We start from the raw sequence: 16583 nt of genomic DNA on the forward strand, positions 1-16583 counted from the left end.
AAAAAAGCCCATAAAAATATGGGCTTAATATCAACTTGCTACTCGTCAGTACCGGGCAGTGCTTAACTTGCAATCACTCCCACTCAATAGTAGCAGGCGGCTTGCTGGAGACATCATAAGTAACCCGAGACACCCCACCCAACTCATTGATAATGCGGTTGGAGACGGTCTCCAGCAGCTCATAAGGAAGGTGCGCCCAGCGGGCGGTCATGAAGTCGATGGTTTCAACTGCACGGATAGCGATGACCCACTCGTAGCGGCGGCCGTCGCCTACTACCCCTACCGATTTAACCGGCAGGAACACGGCGAATGCTTGGCTGGTTTTTTCGTACCAGCCGGCGGCGCGCAGCTCTTCGATGAAGATGGCGTCGGCTTCACGGAGGATGTCGGCGTACTCTTTCTTCACTTCGCCCAGAATACGCACGCCCAGGCCCGGCCCTGGGAAGGGGTGGCGGTAAACCATGTCGTAGGGCAGGCCGAGTTCCAAACCAAGCTTGCGCACTTCGTCTTTGAACAGCTCGCGCAGCGGCTCGACGAGCTTCAGCTTCATGGTTTCCGGCAGGCCGCCCACGTTGTGGTGGGATTTTATGACGTGCGCTTTGCCGGTTTTGGAGGCGGCGGATTCGATCACGTCCGGGTAGATGGTGCCCTGGGCCAGGAACTCGACGCCTTCAATCTTGCTGGCTTCTTCATCGAACACGTCGATGAAGGTGTTGCCGATGATTTTGCGCTTGGCTTCCGGGTCTTTCTCGCCTTTCAGCTTGCCCAGGAACAGGTCTTCAGCGTCTACACGGATGACCTTGACGCCCATGTGCTTGGCGAAGGTTTCCATGACCTGGTCGCCTTCCGCTTTACGCAGCAGGCCGTTATCTACGAATACGCAGGTCAGTTGGTCGCCAATCGCTTTGTGTAACAGCGCGGCAACTACGGAAGAGTCTACACCGCCGGAAAGGCCGAGCAGTACGTGGCGGTCGCCCACTTGCTCACGTACGCGCTGTACCTGGTCTTCGATGATCTGGGCAGGCGTCCAGCGTTTTTCAGCTTTACAGATATCCAGCACAAAGTGCTCAAGAATCCGCTGGCCTTGCAGGGTGTGGGTGACTTCCGGGTGGAACTGTACGCCGTAGAACTGCTTCTCTTCCCAGACCATCGCCGCAATCGGGCAGCTGGGTGTGGAAGCGGTAATGGTGAACTCGGCAGGCGCTTGGGCTACCTTGTCGCCGTGGCTCATCCATACATCCAGCAGGGCTTTGCCGGTGGCGGTGTCTACGTGGTCTTTGATATCTTTGAAGAGTGCGTTTTCAGCGTCGATGCGGATTTGCGCGTAGCCAAACTCGCTCTTGTTGGAGCCTTCCACCTTACCGCCCAACTGCTCGGCCATGGTCTGCATGCCGTAGCAAACGCCAAACACGGGCAGGCCCATTTCGAACACGCACTGCGGCGCACGCGGGGAATCCAGCTCGGTCACGGACTCCGGGCCACCGGCCAGGATGATGCCGTTGGGGTTATACTCGCGGATCTCTTCTTCGGTGATATCGAAGGCGCGAACCTCAGAAAATACGCCAATTTCGCGTACCCGGCGGGCGATCAGCTGCGTGTACTGTGAGCCGAAGTCGAGAATCAGGATTTTGTGGGCGTGGATATCATTCATGGCGGTATCTCGAGTAAGCAGTGGAGGTGCTGCTGGTAAGGCCGAAAAGCAAGCGGCGGAGCAATGCCCGCCGCCGTGTTACTTAAAGCGCTGGTTAGCTCACCCGGTAGTTGGGAGCTTCTTTGGTGATCTGCACGTCGTGAACGTGGGATTCGTTAAAGCCAGCACCGGTAATCTGGACAAATTCCGGCTTGGTGCGCATTTCCTGAATATCGCGGCAGCCGGTGTAGCCCATGGAGGCACGCAGCCCGCCCATCATCTGGTGAACGATGGCGCTCATCATGCCTTTATACGGTACGCGGCCTTCGATGCCTTCGGGTACCAGCTTCTCGGCACCGGCGTCCTTATCCTGGAAGTAGCGGTCGGCGCTGCCCTGGTTCTGCGCCATGGCGCCCATGGAGCCCATGCCACGGTAGGCTTTATAAGTACGGCCCTGGAACAGCTCGACTTCGCCCGGTGCTTCTTCGGTACCGGCCAGCAGGCCACCAACCATCACCGCGCTTGCACCAGCGGCAATTGCCTTGGCCAGGTCGCCGGAGAAGCGTACGCCACCGTCAGCAATCAACGGAATGTCGTACTCTTTAAGCGCAGCGGCGACGTTGGAAACGGCGGTGATTTGCGGCACGCCCACACCGGCCACAATACGCGTGGTGCAGATGGAGCCCGGGCCGATGCCCACTTTCACGCCGTCGGCACCCGCTTCGGCCAGTGCTTTGGCAGCGGCGCCGGTGGCAATATTGCCGCCGATGACCTGAATGTCCGGGTAGTGCTCTTTGATCCAGCTAACGCGGTCAATAACACCTTGGGAATGGCCGTGGGCGGTATCGACAATGATCACGTCAACGCCTGCTTCCGCCAGTGCGATAACACGGTCCGGGGTTTCCGGGCCGGTGCCTACGGCGGCGCCTACTAACAAGCGGCCATCGCTGTCTTTAGCGGCCATCGGGTAGGTGCGGGCTTTTTCGATATCCTGGAAGGTGACCAGGCCACGCAGGTGGAAGGCGTCATCGACAATCAGCATTTTCTCAATGCGGTGTTCGCGCATCTTGGCTTTGCTGGCTTCAAGATCAGTGCCTTCCTTAACGGTAATCAGTCGATCACGCGGGGTCATGATATCGGCCACGCTGTCGCCTACGTTCGGCTGGAAGCGCATGTCACGCTCGGTCACGATACCCACCAGCGTTTCGCCTTCCACCACTGGGAAGCCGGAGAAACCGTTCTCTTTCGCCATGGCGAGAAGGTCTTCAAGCTTGGCCTTGGGGCTAACGGTGACCGGGTCTTTAACAATGACGCTTTCGTGCTTTTTGACCTTGCGCACTTCCGTGGCCTGCTGGGCCATGGTCATGTTCTTGTGAATGATGCCGATGCCGCCTTCCTGAGCCATCGCAATCGCCAGACGCGCTTCGGTCACGGTGTCCATCGCAGCAGAAACGAGCGGGATATTAAGCGAGAGATTACGGGTCAGGCGGGTTTTGAGACTGACATCCTTGGGGAGGATATCGGAGAAACCAGGAACGAGAAGTACGTCATCGAACGTAAGCGCTTCTTGGGCCATACGTAGCATAGCGGCAACACCCAATTTGATGTGGGAAGAAGGGGCGTGAAAAGTTAATCCCCCATTATAGCGTTTTGAGGGGTTCCCCAGCAATGCTCACCCGCCCGCTCTCTGATGAAGAACTATTAAGCACTCGATGCCCACATGCTATCCTCAGTGCCTGACGGCAGATGATGACAACACCAGGCTTTCATGAGGGACCTAATGCAAGACGATGCGCTATCAGATGGACAGTTGATACTACTGGCCGGAGAGGCCGCCTTTGGACGAGGTGTGGCGTACTATCAGCAAGGCATGGTGGTGGACTGGCATTTATCGAACACGACCGTGACCGCAACAGTGGAAGGAAGCGAGACGTATCACGTCAAGCTGAAGCTGCTCAAACGTGGCCTTGAAGGTAGTTGTGATTGCCCGGCCTCGGAGGGCATCGATTTCTGCAAACATTGTGTTGCCGTGGCGCTGGCCTACCGTAGTGATCGTGCAGAGCAGCAGCGTCTGGCCCAGGGTAACGACTCAGAGCGCATCCGTGGTTACCTGGAACAGCTCGATAAGACATCTCTCATTGATAACCTGGCATCATTGATCGATAGCGACCCCTACCTGCACCAACGCTGGCTATTGCGCGCCGATTCGGCACTCGGCACGCTTGATCACAAGGCGCTAAAAAAGCGCATCACCGCAGCGTTGCCGCTTAAGCGTGAGCTGTATCGCTACTCTCAAGTGAAAGCCTACTTTGCCAATGCCGAGCCGACTATCGAAACGCTTACCGAACAACTTCCTTCTTTATCACCAGAAAAAAGCTTAACGCTCATTGATTACGCACTCTCCAGGCTAAGCCGAGTGCTTGAAAGCATCGATGACTCCGGCGGGTTTCGATTTCCTATTGAACAGCAACTGCAGGAACTGCATGTTCAAACGCTTAAACAACTTGCTTGGCCTGTTGATAAACAGGCCAAGTACCTCTACGACATTATTTCCAGCGGCCAAGAAGATACTTACGCCGCCATCCCCAGTGCCTATAACGATGTACTAGGGGAAGATGGCTTGGCGGCCTATAACGCACTACTGCAAGCCGAACTGGATAAGCTGCCACCGCTACCCGCTAACGCCACTTGGGACACCGAGTACCGCTATATCCGCCTCACCATGCCGCTTATGGATCACGCTAAAGAGCGCAGGGATATTGATGCGATGCTGGCCCTGTATGCTAAAACCGCCAGCAAACCACTGGATTGCCTAAGAGCGGCACAGGCTTGTGTTGAGCTTGGCGCTTGGGAGTACTTGCCCGAGTGGATCGAGCGGCTAAGGCGGCTACCCAAGCCGCAGCACCAGCGCTTTCAGATAGAGCGGCAGCGGCTGGAGATTCAGCTAAATCTTCATCAAAGCAAGATAGAGGCTGCTGCCAAGCAACTATGGGCACTTTATCAGCACACCTTCTGTCTGGATGACTATAAGTGGCTGTGCGATATAGCTGATGCATACCAGCTGGAGGAAGACTACCGGCAACAGGTAACTCACTGGCTAAAGGAGCAACTGATCACTCCCAAAGCCAATGGCGCCAGCACGAAAGCTTATGCACACGTACGATATGCTAATTGCCTACTTGAAATTTATCTCAATGAAGACGACCTCCCCCAGGCACTCATGCTATGTGAAACATACCAGGTCGACCCAGGCTTGCTGTATCAGGTGGCACGCAAGGCGCCACCACAAGCAAGCCTCCCTCTCTATCGTCGTCTGGCTGAAAGCCATATCCAAGTCACTCAAAACAGCCACTACCAGCAGGCGGTGAAGCTTCTCAAAGAACTGAAGGGGCGCTTGACCACCGATGCCCAGCATGAGGCGTTTACTCAACTCCTGAACGATCTTGCGCACGATTTCAAGGCAAAGCGTAACTTCATCAAGTACCTCAAAGAGGCCTTTCCTCAATAGCTTGGATAACTCAACATGTCGATCAGCACCGCTCCTGCCCTCTCCGTCAGCGAGCTCAACAAGCAGGCTCGCCAAGCGCTTGAGCGCGATGTGGGCGAGGTGTGGGTGGAAGGTGAGCTTTCTAACGTTTCCCGCCCAGCCTCGGGGCATATCTACTTCACGCTTAAAGATGACCGCGCCCAGGTGCGCTGCGCGCTGTTTCGCCAGCGGGCGCGCTTTGTGTCGGCGCCGATGCGCGATGGTGACCAGGTAAAACTGCGCGGGCGGGTGTCGCTGTTTGAGCCGCGCGGTGACTACCAGCTGATTGCCGAAGCCGTGCAGGCGGCAGGGCTTGGCGAGCTGCTGGCCGCCTTTGAGCGCTTAAAAGCCCAGCTGGATGCCGAGGGCGTGTTTGCCAATACGCGTCCCCTGCCCTTTCCGCCGCGCAAGATTTTGATTTTAAGCTCTGCCACCGGCGCGGCTATTCGTGATGTACTGGCCGTTTTAGCGGCGCGCTGGCCTCTGGCGGATGTCACGTTAATCCCGGTGCCGGTACAGGGCGTGGAAGCGGCACCCGCAATGATCGCAGCACTTGGGCTACTCAACCGCCAGGCACGGTTGGACCCTGAGCGCGATGTGGTGTTAATCACACGGGGCGGCGGCAGCCTGGAAGATTTATGGGCGTTTAACAACGAGCACTTGGCACGGGCGATTTTTCATTCACGCCTGCCGGTAATGTCAGCGGTGGGCCATGAGGTGGATGTCACGCTTGCCGATTTTGCCGCCGATGTACGCGCCCCTACGCCTTCCGCTGCCGCCGAGCGCTTGGTACCGGATCAACACGCCTTGAAGCGCCAGCTAGTTGATCAGCAAAGCCGCCTGCACAGCGCCATGCAGCGCCGGTTGGAGCGCGATAGCCAGCAGCTGGATAGTCTGCGCGCACGGCTTCGCCACCCCGGCGAGCAGTTAAACCGCCAGCGCCAGCACGTGGCGACCCTTGCCCAGCGTTTATATCGCGCCATGCAGCAAACGCTTACTCAGCAGCAGGTAAGCGTAACGCAGTTGGGCAAGCGCTTGGCAAGCCAAGACATGGCGCGTTTGCACCGCGCAGAAAGCGAGCGGGTGGGCCAATTGAACCGCCGCTTGGAAAACGCCATGCAGCGCCAGCTTCAACGTCAGCAGGCGCGTTTAACCAGCGCCGCGCGGGAGCTTAATGCGATTAGCCCGCTGGCCGTACTGGGCCGGGGCTACGCCATTGCCCAGGATGAAAAGGGCCAGGTCGTGCGCCGCGCCGAGGAGACTAAACCCGGCCAGAAGCTCTCGCTGCGCCTGGGTGAAGGCAGGCTGAGCGTCGAGGTAAAACGGCGCTTCAAGTAAACAGCTAGAAACCTTCGTTGGTTACGCGGAAGGTGGCGTTAGCGAAAACAGCCTTGGGTTCAACCGCGCCTCGGCTTGAATACCCTCATCAATCGGCGTGTCGTAGGTCTTGAGTAGGTATCCCAGCACCGAATAGAAGCCGACCATGGCCATCAGGTCGATCACGGCTTCACGCCCAATCGCCTCGGCCAATGTTTCTTCCTGATCGCTTGCCAGCATTCGCTTGTCGAGTAGCGCATCTACCGCGCTAACAATCAGGCCATCAACGCCGTTAATTGATTCAGGCACGCCACGAATAGCGTTTATCCTCGCATCAGAAAATCCTAGCGCCAGCGCACGGCTGACATGGTGAGCCCACTCATAGGCCGACCCCAGGCGAAAACCGGCACGTAGAATCACCACCTCGGTTAACTCGGGGCCCAAGGCATTGTCCTTCACTACGTGCTGCCGCAACGGCGCCCAGGCGTTTAGCAGAGCCGGATGATATACCATGGTGCGGTAGACGTTCATCGCGCCTGCAAAACCTTCACGTAACTCTGCAATTGCTTCTGGCCAATCGGCGTCGCTCATCGGCGGGCAGGGAGACTGCTTCATGGTGCATATCCTCTTGTATTATTTGGCTATCGCGCCAGGTTATTCGGCTATTGCGGCGTCAATCGCTTGGGTGATCCGCTCAATGAGGAGATCAATCTCGTCTGCATTAATCGTATACGGCGGCGCGAGCAGCACGTGATCGCCATACACGCCATCAATCGTACCGCCCATGGGATAGCTGATCAGGCCCCGTGCCATGGCCTGCCGCTTGATCCTGGCGTGAATCTTTCGAGCGGGATCAAACGGCGTCTTTAGCTCGCGGTCGGCCACCAACTCGATGCCACGAAACAATCCCCTGCCTCGAATATCGCCCACATAAGGTGACGCGCCCAGCGCCGCTTCAAGGCCACTTTGCAAGCGCGCACCCATAGCGTTTACATTCGCCAGTGTTTCAGGCCGTGCGATGATCTCGACAACCTTGTTGGCAGCGGCAGCCGCGACCGGGTGACCAAGATACGTATGCCCATGCTGAAAAAGGCCGGAGCCGTTGGCGAAGCTATCAAAAATAGCGGAGGACAATAGCACAGCCCCAATCGGCTGGTAGCCGCCGCCCAGGCCTTTGGCCACGGTGAGAATATCGGGCGTGATGCCGTCCTGCTCGCAGGCAAACAGGGTGCCTGTGCGCCCCATGCCGCACATGACTTCATCGAGAATCAGCAGTACGCCATGCTGGTCGCAGATTTTACGCACTCGCTTGAAGTAATCGGCCTCAGAGGCCACCGCGCCAAGCGTGGCCCCCACCACCGGTTCGGCCACAAACGCCATCACGCTTTCAGGGCCCAGCTCGAGAATCTTGGCCTCAAGCTCATCGGCAAGCCTTGCGGCGTACGCCTCAAAAGATACGTCGCTTGCCTTGTCACGGTAGGCGTAGCAGGGCGAAACGTGGTGCGTTTGAGGCAAAAGCGGCTGAAACTGCTGCCTACGCATGGCGTTGCCGCCGGTGGCAAGCGCGCCCAGTGTATTGCCATGATAGCTCTGGCGCCGGGCAATAATATGCCGCCGCTCTGGCCTGCCGGTTTCGACAAAATACTGGCGGGCCATTTTTAACGCGGCCTCTACGGCTTCTGAACCGCCGGATACCAGATAGACATAATCCAGCCCGTCTGGCGCCAAGTTCACCAACTGCTCGGCCAGTTCCTCGGCGGCATCCGTGGTGAAAAAGCCGGTATGGGCGTAGCAGAGGTTATCAATTTGAGCGCGCATGGCCGCCAGCACTTCCGGATGGCCGTGCCCCACACTCGTCACCGCCGCCCCGCCCGAACCATCCAGATAGCGGCGCCCCTCGGTATCAGTGATATAAACGCCCTGCGCTGACGCCGCATGCGGTAACGCCTGACCAATACTGCGATGAAGAATACGCGTCATAGCCCTTTCCTCTTCAGATGACCATCAACCACACTATTTAGAATAAGAGTGACACGACCGAGGTCGCCAATGCAACACACCAATCTTTAATTGAAAAATTAAAACAATTGGATCATTATTTTATCGAAAAGCGCCCTTACCCTCGTGCGCAATCATCTAAAGCCCTTGGGCGTATTCAAGAGGCAGCTCTTCTATGTCATCAAAAAGCCCTATGTCAAAAAGCCCCATGCCAACAAGCCCTACATCAAAAAGCTCTGCGTCAAAAAGCCCTGTATCTCAGAGCGATCCGTTAAGAGAGCAGATCATTGCGCAGTTCGATGGTATGTCAGCACAGCTGCAACAGGCCGCGCGCTACGTACTTGAGCATCCGGAAGAAGTGGCCTTGGTGTCCATGCGCGAACTGGCGCGCTTGGCGGCGGTTCAACCAGCGACCATGACGCGGCTTGCCAAGATGCTGGGCTTTCAGGGCTATAACGAAATTCGCGCCCACTATGCTGAAACGGTGCGTCAGCGAAACGATGGCTTTGCGGCCAAGGTGCGCCAACGTGATGGTCAGGCGGCAAGCGCGCCAGGCAGTGATATTGCGCATCACATGCTGCACGGGTTAAGCGCCCAAATAGCCGCGCTTTGCGAGCCTGAACCGCTACAACGCTTGACCGCCATGGCCAGCAAGCTGGCTGCAGCCAAAAAAATCTATGTGCTGGGGTTACGTTCAAGCCATGTGGTGGCTTGGCATTTTCATTACGTTATGTCGCTGCTGGGCGAGCGCTCGGTACATCTTGATGGGCCTGCTGGCACAGGGGGCGATGCCCTGATTCGTGCAAAACCGGATGAGGTGCTGCTGGTCATATCCATCAACCCCTACGCGCGCGATACGTTAACGCTTGCGCAGTTAGCAAAAGATAAAGGCCTGGCGGTTCTCTCGATCACCGATAGCGAGGTATCACCGCTGGTGAGTATTTCCGAGCATACGGTTTACTGCGCCACCGAGAGCTACAGCTTCTTTCATACTCTGGCCCCTGCGCTGGCCGTTTCGGAAGTGCTCTGCACGCTGCTGGCCGAGCGTGACCGCCCTGCCACGCTAGCAGCACTGCAGGACGCCGATGACCACCTTGCGCATCTTAATACCTACTCGAATGCGCTCCCCCGGCGAGAGTGAACGCTACCGCTTTGGTTGGCTTCGGGCGCAACAAGCATTGATGCTGCCCATAAAAAAGTGCCCAGCCAAGGCCGGGCACTGCGCGACAAGATAAGAGTTTCTGCTTGCCTGATTAACGCCTAGGCGGTGTCAAGGTGTCGTTGCCTTGCGTATTACCGGAGGGCGTACTTGAGCCTGCAAGGCCGGGTTCGGTGACTCCCTTAGCCGTATTCGGCGTGGTGCCCGTGGTGCTTGCGCTAATGCTTGAAGCCGAACCATGGCCTGTGGGGCTGCTGCTTGATGACATGCCCGGCGTTGCATAAGACGCTGAAGGCTGGCCGGAAGTCGAATGCGTGTGGTCAGAATGCGCGTCTTCTTTCATGTGCTCGGCTTTCTCATGAATCTTTTGCTGGGCTTTATCCACCTGCTCGTGGCCCGCTTCGGATGCCTTATGCAAGGCGCGGTCGCGGTATTCGCCCATATATTCATCCTCTTTACGCGTAGTGGGGAACAGCCCCGCTAACGCAGCACCTAGCGCAAACCCTAGCGCACCAACAACCAGCGGATGCTCCTGAATAAACTCAGAGGATTGACTGCCCGCGTGGCGAGCGCGATCCGACATGTTGTGCAGGTGATCCCGCGTGCCATGTTGAAGGTGGGATGTGGTGTCTCGCATACTGCCTCCCATATGCTGTGCCTTTTCGCCAAGATGATGCGCTTTGTCGCCAAGGTGGTGAGCGGTATCTCTGGCCTTTTGGCTAATATGATGAGCCTTGTCTTTCGCCCCCTCTTTCATGCTGCTCATACGGCCTTTGCTACTGCTGTGATGTGCTGGATTACCGGCAACGTAGCCTGGCGTACCGCTATAGATAGGCGTTCCATCATCGGTATGTGTCCCTTCATGAACCGGCACTCCCGGCGAGCCGTGAGAACCGCTCACCGCATGTTCATCTGCATAGCGGTGCGAAGACGCATGCTGATCGCGCCGTTCATGATTCGGGTGACGCTGGGAAAGCATTAACCAGCCAAGACCGGCAGTGGTCATCAAAAACGGCAGCGGGTGCTGCTTGATCGCTGCGCCAAGGTTGGACACAAATTCGTTAGCACCGCCATGACGAATATAGTCATAAGAGCTGTTTAACAGCTGCTGAGGAGAGAAGCGCTCTTCAATTTCATGCAGCGTGGCGTCAAGGCGTTCACGCGAGCGATGAATGTCCTTTTCAATCTCTTCGGTGCTGCGATGGCCATGGTGGTCACGCTGATTATGGGTATCGCTGTGGCTGTCGTTATGGCCGTGATCGCTCATTTCAACTCCTCCTTGACGTTATGCCTATGCTCTCTGGCGAGCTCCCTGTCGGTCTTTAGGCTATGCAACGTGCGATCAGGCACCAGGTTGCGCGCCTGAAGTTTGGCAAGCCCACTTTTAAGCATCACGATGCCAATTACCGATACCACCACGCCTACGATAATGGCAGAGAGCCAAGGCGTCATATCAGGAGGAAGCACCTCATTGAGCATAAAGACAAGGGCGGCAAGCAGCGTGAGAAAGCCGCCTAAAAGCACCACGCCTGCGACCGCAATGGCCGCTAAGGAGATCATGGCCTGATGCGTTTTTTCCGACACCTCTGCCTTGGCAAGCTCGGCTTCATTGCGCACTAACGACGTTATTTCCTGCATCACCGTCGCTAAAAGCGAGCCGACCGACGAGCCTTGTGGGGGCGTATTCTGATCTGAATCCATTCATAACCTCTCTTGCCCTTGATTAAGGGCGTACAACTCAATCTTTTAAACTTGGCGGCAAGTTGATCCGCAGTTGGCGGCTACACAGGCCAGCTACAGCCGACCGGAGCCACCGGGCTTATGGGTTGAACCTGGCGTAGCAGTAGTGTTATCGGCCGTGCCGCCGGGCGTTGCCGTAGGCGCTGAGCGTTGCTGTGTGGGGTCCGAGGCACGCGAAGATGCCCCACCCATCACGCCACCTTCCGGGTTCTCAGGCGTAGGAGACTCATGGCTTGAATAAGCACCCGATGACGGATGAGCATAACTACTTGGGCCGTTTGAATAACGGCTTGAACCGCCAGACGAGTGCGAATGCTTGCCTGAGCTACGCAAGAAGCGTGTCACCAAAAAACCAGCAGCAATCGCCCCGCCAACGAACAATGCAGGCTCACGCTCGCTGAAGCTTTTCGCTTCCTGGCAGATGCTGTTTAAGTCTTTGTCGCGTAGCTTGTTTGAAAAACGATCAGCTGTATCGGCGAACTTTCTCGCCTGTTGTGAGAAGTACGGCTGATCTTGATGATCAAACTCATCGGCCATCTTACGAAAAGCGCTGGTAAATTTTTGCGTCTGCTCGGTGGCGGTATCACGCTGCTGATTGTAAAAGCTTTCAGCCTGATGCTGAGCCGCTTCACCTACGTCATGTGCCGCATCGCGCCCTTGCTGTTTGAGCGAGTCGGTATTTGAAGAACCTGGGTCAGCCTGTTTTCCATAATCGTTCATTTGTTACTTCCTCCTTGTCGTTTCACGCGTTAATGTACTTGTTAGCAAGCACGTATTAACAAACACTTATTAACAAGCAGCGGCTTGAAACAAAACGAACTGAACCGCTAATCAATTAAACACACGCAATAGATAACGAGCTCACCACCTAAATAGTCGTTTAATATAAATCGGCTTTTTTACTATAGTTACCCATCACCCTCTGTCAACTTATAAGCTTGGACACACTCTTGCGGCACCGCTATTTAACCAATATCAAAAAACATTTAATTAAAAGCAAAGCCCAGCCTTTAACAAACATCAACCAAGCCGCCTCGACCTCCCACCACAGCTATCTTTCCTCACATCCAGCAGGGATAAATCACTGCATCCCTCAAGCTGTTCATCTCAGCGCATCAGGGCCTAAAACACCCAACCCACCATTTAAAGATCTACGCAAAGAAACCTTAAAGCTCAACAAACACATTACATGGTTGAGATAAAAAGATTAAAAGGATAAACAACTCACCTATACCAACCCAAGCCTATAAAAACCTTTTACCCATTAACCCCGAACTTTATAATAATTCAATCTTTTATAAATAAAACGTACTTGAATTGGCTCTTGATAAAACCTTGCGCTAGTGTAAGTAACGCAGAAATACGATTAGGCCACGGCTTTTCGTAGAGGAAGGATTAACGTCCCAACAAGGAGTCACTGCACATGAGCGATCAGAAACAGCCGCCTCAGCACCAGAATAAACAGCCCGGTGATGAGCATGAAATGCGTCCGGAACCTGAATTTATTCGTGATAGCTATAAAGGCACCGATAAGCTTGTTGATAAGGTAGCGATTATTACCGGCGGTGATAGCGGTATTGGGCGCGCGGTAGCGGTACATTACGCCCGTGAAGGCGCCGATAGTGTGATTGTTCACCTTAAAGAGCCTAAAGATGCCGAAGATACGAAAGCCTTGGTAGAAGCGGAAGGTCGCCGCTGCCTGGTATTACAGGGCGATGTAGCTGACCCCGCCTTTTGTCGTGACATCGTTAAAAAAACGCTAGACCACTTCGGCAAGCTTAATATTCTGGTCAACAATGCGGCCGAACAGTACGACTGGAGCGATCTGACCGAGATCCCCGATGATCAGATAACACGCACCTTTCAGACCAATCTGTTTAGCCATTTCTACCTTTCCAAGGCAGCGTTACCTCATCTGGAGGAAGGCGATACCATTATTGCCACCTCCTCCATTAATGCCTTTAAAGGCAACAACACGCTGATCGATTACAGCGCCACTAAAGGGGCCATCCAGGGTTTAATGCGCTCGCTTGCCATGTCGCTGGTCGGTCGCGGTATTCGGGTGAACGCTGTTGCCCCAGGCCCGGTATGGACGCCGCTGATCCCAGCAAGCTTTGACGATGAGAAAGTCGCCGAGTTTGGCGGGCAAGTACCCATGAAGCGCGCCGGGCAACCGAGCGAAATGGGGCCTGCCTATGTGTACCTGGCAAGCGAAGAGTCTTCGTACATGACGGGGCAGACGATCCACCTGAACGGTGGGGTTATTTTAAATACGTAAGCCCGGCACAGGTGTTAAAAACCAAAAGATGTTAAAGGCCAAAAGATGCAAGAGAGCTGGGCGGCTTTGCCGCCCAAGTGCACCATCAAACTTCAACCCCGGCACCGCTGCGCGCTGCTCCCGCGGGTGCGCTGCGCTTACCACACGCTACGTTATTGGCTAAACTTTCAGCGTTTTCAGTAATACCTTCGATTTGCGTGCGTGGTTATAGGCTTCGCGCTTTAAAGGGGGTAACTCTTCAAGGCTGGCGGTCTGAAAGCCGTGCTCCACAAACCAGTGTGCAGTATGGGTGGTTAACACGAAGATTTCGCTGACACCGCGCTGGCGTGCGCGGCGTTCCAGCGCTTCCATTAAGCGCTCACCGCGTTCGCCCCCGCGGTAATTACCGTGCACGGCCACACAGGCCAACTCGGCAACCGTGGTGCCAGGGAACACGTGCAGCGCGGCGCAGCCAATCACCATGCCATCGCGTTCGATAACCATATAGTCATCAATTTCATGCTCCAAACGCTCACGCGAGCGCGCCACTAGCATGCCGCGGTGCTCCAGCGGTTCAAGCAGTTCCAGCAGGCCCGCAATATCGTTTAGCGTCGCTGAGCGTAGCTGCTCGTAACGGTGCTGGGTAATCATGGTGCCCACGCCATCGCGGGTGAAAAGCTCACCCAGCAGCGCATCGTGATTGCGCCACGACAACAGGTGGGTGCGGGCCACACCCTCACGTGCAGCGCTGCAAGCAGCTTGGAGGTGGCGGGCAAGCTCGCTGCCAGGCAGCGCACTCTCAAGCCGGGGTTCAGCATCGGCAGGGGTTAGCTGGCGCAGCAAGGCGCCCCCTTCATCCTGTAAACCCTCTGATTCGCCCAGCAGGATCAGCTTGTCGGCCTTGAGCGCAACGGCAGCATGCTGGGCGACTTCCGCGGCGTCCAGGTCGAACACTTCGCCGGTGCTTGAGAAACCCAGTGGCGGCAGGAGTACCAGCGAGCCCTTGTCGAGCAGCCCTTCAATGGCGCCAGCCCGAACGCGGCGTACTTCGCCGCTATGATCAAAGTCCACACCCTCCCGAACACCCAAGGGCTTGGCGGTGACCAGGTTCCCGGAAATCACGCTAAGCTCTACACCATGAAGTGGCGTGCTGGGCAGGCCAAGCGATAACCGAGCTTCAAGCCAAAGCCGTTGATGGGCAGCAACCTGCTCTACGTGAGTCATTACTGCGCGGTCGGCCACCCAGCGTCCATTAACGCGCATGGGTTCAACCCCTGCCTGGCCAAGCGCTTCCTGCACTTGCGGGCGGGTGCCAAACACCACCACCAAGCGCACGCCCAAGGTATGCAGCAGGGCTAAATCCTGAATCAATTGCTCCCCACGGCCAGACGCCATAGCTTCGCCTTCAATCAAGATGACGAAGGTTCGCCCCCGGTGTGCATTAATGTAGGGGGATGCGTTACGAAACCAATCAACAAAGGGGAAATGCTTATCCAAGGGCCGCTCTCCGGCAGCAGATGAAAGAAAAAACCGGCGTTTACAACACTACTCGCGTTACTTTACCAGAGCGCAAAAAACAGCGGCACCTTCTATTGCAAATCGGCTAGCGCAAATCTGCATGAAGGTGCCGCTGATCTTGAGGCTTTTCGTGCTGGCGTACGCCGGGCGGCGCCGCCTGTAACACCGTTAGCCGAACATGCCTTTAAACATAAAGAAGAACACAATCGCTAAACCCGCACCGGCGGGCAGCGTAATCAACCACGAGACAACAATGGTGCCGATAACGCGCAGGTTAAGTGCCGCCATACCGCGCGCCAGCCCTACACCCAGCACCGCACCGACCAACGTATGGGTCGTTGAAATTGGCAGGCCCGTGCCCGAGGCAACAACGACGGTACTCGCAGCGGCAAGCGTTGCGGCAAAGCCACGGCTAGGGGTGAGTTCGGTGATCCCGGTGCCCACGGTAGCAATTACCCGACGCCCATATGTCACCAGACCAACGACGATACCCGCGCCGCCCAACACCAGCACCCACCAGGGCACCAGCGCCGCGCTATCAATCATGCCTTCGCTACGCACTACGCTGATTACTGCGGCCAGCGGGCCCACCGCATTGGCGACATCGTTGGAACCGTGGGCAAAGGCCATGGCACACGCGGTAAAGATCATCAGCACACCGAAAACACGCTCTACATTGGCATAGCCAAAGTGGTCATTGGCGTTCTGGGTGTACTTGATACGCCGCTGCATCACTATGCCAAGGCCCATGATCAGCACACCGATCAGAATCGAAAGCAGCAGGCTTTCGCTGAAGCTAAGATGCAGGCCAACATGAGAAAGCCCTTTGGTCAGCGTCACCATGGCAACAATAAAGCCGACCAAAAACACATAGCCCGGCACATAGCGCTTGGCCGCCGCAAACGGATCTGCACTCTCGAAAATCAAATGGTGTACAGACTTAAACAGCATATAGCCGATGGTACCGGCAATCAGCGGAGAAATGGCCCAACTAGAGGCAATCTGACCGACCTTATCCCAGGCCACCGCATCAACGCCTAACCCTACCGCTGCGAAACCGACAATGGCGCCAACAATGGAGTGTGTGGTCGACACCGGCCAGCCACGGGCAGAAGCGACCATCAGCCAAATGCCTGCCGCCAACAGCGCTGACAGCATGCCGTAAACCAAAAACTGTGGGTTGGCTTCAAGCAGGTTCGGGTCGATGATGCCGCCACGAATGGTGGCAGTAACCTCACCACCGGCAAGCCAGGCACCTAAAAACTCGAAAATAACAGCAATGATAATGGCTTGTTTGATGGTGATCGCTTTCGACCCCACCGACGTTCCCATGGCGTTGGCAACATCGTTTGCGCCGACGCCCCACGCCATGAAAAAGCCAAATAAACAGGCCAGAATAATAAATATCTCGCCGTACTGGGCAATAATTTGCATTGGT

The 16583-nt window shown here is 56.0% G+C and carries 13 protein-coding genes; 4 read left to right on the forward strand and 9 right to left on the reverse strand.

The genetic code is table 11. The annotated features are described in order from the left end of the window. Window positions 1-73: 73 nt before the first annotated feature. Window positions 74-1651, reverse strand: coding sequence for a glutamine-hydrolyzing GMP synthase (guaA, locus tag ACT3RU_RS12285; RefSeq protein ID WP_192526575.1), 1578 nt, complete (start codon window positions 1649-1651; stop codon window positions 74-76). Between the two features lie 94 nt (window positions 1652-1745). Continuing rightward, window positions 1746-3215, reverse strand: a complete 1470-nt coding sequence (gene guaB / locus ACT3RU_RS12290; protein ID WP_087108029.1) for an IMP dehydrogenase — start codon at window positions 3213-3215, stop codon at window positions 1746-1748. Window positions 3216-3410: 195 nt separating this feature from the next. On the opposite strand from guaB, the gene ACT3RU_RS12295 reads away from it, so the two are divergent. Continuing rightward, on the forward strand, window positions 3411-5138 hold the full coding sequence (locus ACT3RU_RS12295) for an SWIM zinc finger family protein (protein ID WP_192526574.1): 1728 nt from the start codon (window positions 3411-3413) through the stop codon (window positions 5136-5138). Between the two features lie 15 nt (window positions 5139-5153). Next, window positions 5154-6494, forward strand: a complete 1341-nt coding sequence (xseA, locus tag ACT3RU_RS12300) for an exodeoxyribonuclease VII large subunit (RefSeq protein WP_192526573.1) — start codon at window positions 5154-5156, stop codon at window positions 6492-6494. A 21-nt stretch (window positions 6495-6515) separates the two neighbouring features. Here xseA and ACT3RU_RS12305 read toward each other — a convergent pair whose 3' ends face one another. Together ACT3RU_RS12305 and ACT3RU_RS12310 are read right to left on the reverse strand one after the other, a co-directional pair. Continuing rightward, window positions 6516-7088 (reverse strand): carboxymuconolactone decarboxylase family protein, encoded by a 573-nt coding sequence (locus ACT3RU_RS12305; protein WP_192526572.1) that lies wholly within the window; start codon window positions 7086-7088, stop codon window positions 6516-6518. 39 nt (window positions 7089-7127) lie between these two features. Continuing rightward, a complete protein-coding gene (locus ACT3RU_RS12310) occupies window positions 7128-8453 on the reverse strand; it encodes an aspartate aminotransferase family protein (RefSeq protein ID WP_192526571.1) in 1326 nt (441 codons plus the stop codon). A gap of 226 nt (window positions 8454-8679) precedes the next feature. Here ACT3RU_RS12310 and ACT3RU_RS12315 point away from each other — a divergent pair, with 226 nt between their 5' ends. Beyond that, window positions 8680-9612, forward strand: coding sequence for a MurR/RpiR family transcriptional regulator (locus tag ACT3RU_RS12315; RefSeq protein WP_087108395.1), 933 nt, complete (start codon window positions 8680-8682; stop codon window positions 9610-9612). A gap of 112 nt (window positions 9613-9724) precedes the next feature. Here the strand turns inward: ACT3RU_RS12315 and ACT3RU_RS12320 are convergent, their stop codons facing one another. The 3 genes from ACT3RU_RS12320 to ACT3RU_RS12330 form a co-directional block, all read right to left on the reverse strand. Next, the gene (locus ACT3RU_RS12320; protein WP_087108017.1) at window positions 9725-10897 is read right to left on the reverse strand and encodes a DUF3618 domain-containing protein; all 1173 of its coding nucleotides are present in this window, start codon (window positions 10895-10897) and stop codon (window positions 9725-9727) included. Next, window positions 10894-11331: a phage holin family protein gene (locus tag ACT3RU_RS12325; RefSeq protein ID WP_087108016.1), complete on the reverse strand. Its 438-nt coding sequence runs from the start codon at window positions 11329-11331 to the stop codon at window positions 10894-10896. Before ACT3RU_RS12325 ends, ACT3RU_RS12320 begins: the two co-directional genes overlap by 4 nt. A 93-nt stretch (window positions 11332-11424) precedes the next feature. Continuing rightward, entirely contained in the window at window positions 11425-12090 is a 666-nt protein-coding gene (locus tag ACT3RU_RS12330; protein ID WP_176372194.1) for a hypothetical protein, read from the reverse strand. 703 nt (window positions 12091-12793) lie between these two features. Between ACT3RU_RS12330 and ACT3RU_RS12335 the strand changes: the two genes are divergently transcribed. Beyond that, window positions 12794-13648 carry an SDR family oxidoreductase gene (locus tag ACT3RU_RS12335; protein ID WP_087108015.1) on the forward strand — a complete coding sequence of 285 codons (855 nt, stop codon included), beginning with the start codon at window positions 12794-12796 and terminating at the stop codon, window positions 13646-13648. A gap of 159 nt (window positions 13649-13807) precedes the next feature. Here ACT3RU_RS12335 and argA read toward each other — a convergent pair whose 3' ends face one another. After that, window positions 13808-15124 (reverse strand): amino-acid N-acetyltransferase, encoded by a 1317-nt coding sequence (gene argA / locus ACT3RU_RS12340; RefSeq protein ID WP_087108014.1) that lies wholly within the window; start codon window positions 15122-15124, stop codon window positions 13808-13810. Between the two features lie 189 nt (window positions 15125-15313). Further along, window positions 15314-16579, reverse strand: coding sequence for an inorganic phosphate transporter (locus ACT3RU_RS12345; protein WP_087108012.1), 1266 nt, complete (start codon window positions 16577-16579; stop codon window positions 15314-15316). Between the last annotated feature and the right edge of the window lie 4 nt (window positions 16580-16583).

Source organism: Halomonas sp. TP35, assembly GCF_052375975.1.
GTDB classification, from domain to species: domain Bacteria; phylum Pseudomonadota; class Gammaproteobacteria; order Pseudomonadales; family Halomonadaceae; genus Vreelandella; species Vreelandella citrativorans.